The organism is Brevundimonas sp. CURTG3B2_SDJG, assembly GCF_057364705.1.
Map to the genome: position 1 here is coordinate 1 of NZ_JBNFOJ010000416.1, position 1,943 is coordinate 1,943.

Genomic DNA, 1,943 nt, shown 5'->3' on the forward strand with positions numbered 1-1,943 from the left:
CTGGGTGCGGGATCTGAACGCCCCCTTCCTGTTCCGCGAGGTCGTGCGCGACGGCGACCGATGGACGGCCGACATCGTCCTGGATCGCGACGCCCCGGTCTGGGCCTTCCGCCGTTCGGCCCTGCTGCGGGTCGGGGAGCAGCCGTGGCGGCCGTCCTGGTGGACGGTGGAGACCCCGGGCGTGATCCTGGACCGGCAGGGACGCTACGACGTGCTGCGCATGGCCGACGGCTCCGACGTCCCCCGGCGGCTGCACATCGCGATGCGGCCGCAGACCGGCGACCTGATCGCGGACTACGACCCGGCCCTGGTCTTCACCGACGGAGCGGTGGCTCTTTACACCGACCATTTCGACGTGATGCCGATGGACTCGGTCGAGGCGGCGCGTGCGCTGCCCATGGACCTGAACGGGATCGAGGTTCCCGGCGAGGCCTCGCGGGTGACCTGGCGGGACCGCGCGGGACCGGTGCTGTTCAAGGGCCGCCGCATCGACGCCCCGACCGCTTCGGAGGCCCAGACCTACGTCCTGTTCGGCCAGGCCGACGTGCGGATCGGCGAGGGGGTGACCACGGTGATCGACCCTGGCCTGCCGGCTTGGCTGAACGCCAAGCTGGAGGCCTTCACGCCGCGAGTGATGGCCTTCTACGCCGATCGCATCGGGCCGAACACGGACGGCGCCCCGACCCTGATGGTCAGTTGGGCCGGGCCGACGCCCCGCCTGTCCAGCATGGGCGGCAGCGTGCTGCCGGGGCTGATCGCCATGACCTTCGAGGGCGAGGGAAACCTGGATCCCGACAGGCAGACGCTGGACCGCGCCCACTGGTTTATCGGCCACGAGGCCGCCCACTTCTGGCTGGGCTCCAACGGCATAAAGTACGAGTTCGCCCGGGACGCCTGGATCACCGAGGGCGGCGCCGACCTGATGGCGATCCGCGCGATCAAGGCGATCGATCCCGCCTACGACGATGCATCGGAGCTGCAGCGCGAAGTCGACGATTGCGTCCGGCTGGCCAAGGACAAGCCGGTCGCCGGCGCCGGCGAGCGCAGCGAGAACCGCGCCTACTACGCCTGCGGCGCCGCCTGGGCCCTGGCGCTGGAATCCGCGCGGCGCAAGAAGGACGGGGGCGATTTCTTCGCCGTCCTGGCGGACTTCCGGCGGGACGACGGCGCCGACGGCGTGCTGAGCCGGGCGGAGTGGTTGGGCGCCTTGACCCGCATCGCCGGCGATCCAGAACCCGCCGCGGCCATCGGCCGGATGCTGGACGAGGGCGTCGATGACCCGGCGGCCGTCCTGGCGGGGATCTTCGACCGGACGGGCGTGGCCTACCGGATGGAGGCCGGGAAGCTGATCCTGACCTGACCCTCAGCCCGCGAACGGCCAGGGGCTGACCGACTTGGCCCAGTCGTCGACCAGCAGGGGGCGGTCCACCGGCGGGGCGGCGCGCTCGGCGCAGGGGTGGCGGTGGCACAGGCGGCAGGCCGGGCCGATGGGGGTGACCTCGGGCGCGGCCAGGTCCAGGCCCCGGGCGTAGACCAGGCGGTGGGCGTGCTTCAGCTCGCAGCCCAGGCCGATCGCCAGATCCTGGCCCTCGTCGAAGCCGTCGTGGCCCTGACGGTCGACGGTGCGGGCCAGCGTGAACCAGCGCCCGGGCTCTCTTCCGTCCTGGGCCGGCGTCTCGATGATCTGGGTGACGATGCGGCCGGGCGTGCGGAAAGCGCCGTGCAGCCGCCACCGCGGGCAGGCGCCGCCGAAACGCGAGAACGGAAAGCCCGCCGAGGCGAAGCGTTTGGAGACATTGCCGGCCTGGTCCACCCGCATCAGGAAGAACGGCACGCCGCGCGCCGTGGGGCGCGACAGGGTGGTCAGCCGGTGGGCCGCCTGCTCGAACGAGACGCCGAAACCGCGCCTGGAGCCGCGCCAGGTCGTAGCCGGTCGCCTCGGC

At 72.3% G+C, this 1,943-nt stretch carries 1 protein-coding gene and 1 pseudogene; one reads left to right on the plus strand and one right to left on the minus strand.

Annotated features, from left to right (window positions below; all coding sequences use genetic code 11):
* The coding region (locus AC2W7C_RS17285) for a hypothetical protein (protein WP_486002473.1) at window positions 1–1,360 on the plus strand (1,360 nt) is incomplete at its 5' end.
* Between the two features lie 3 nt (window positions 1,361–1,363).
* Here the strand turns inward: AC2W7C_RS17285 and AC2W7C_RS17290 are convergent.
* Window positions 1,364–1,943 (minus strand): annotated as a pseudogene (locus AC2W7C_RS17290) (helix-turn-helix domain-containing protein); the annotation flags it as partial.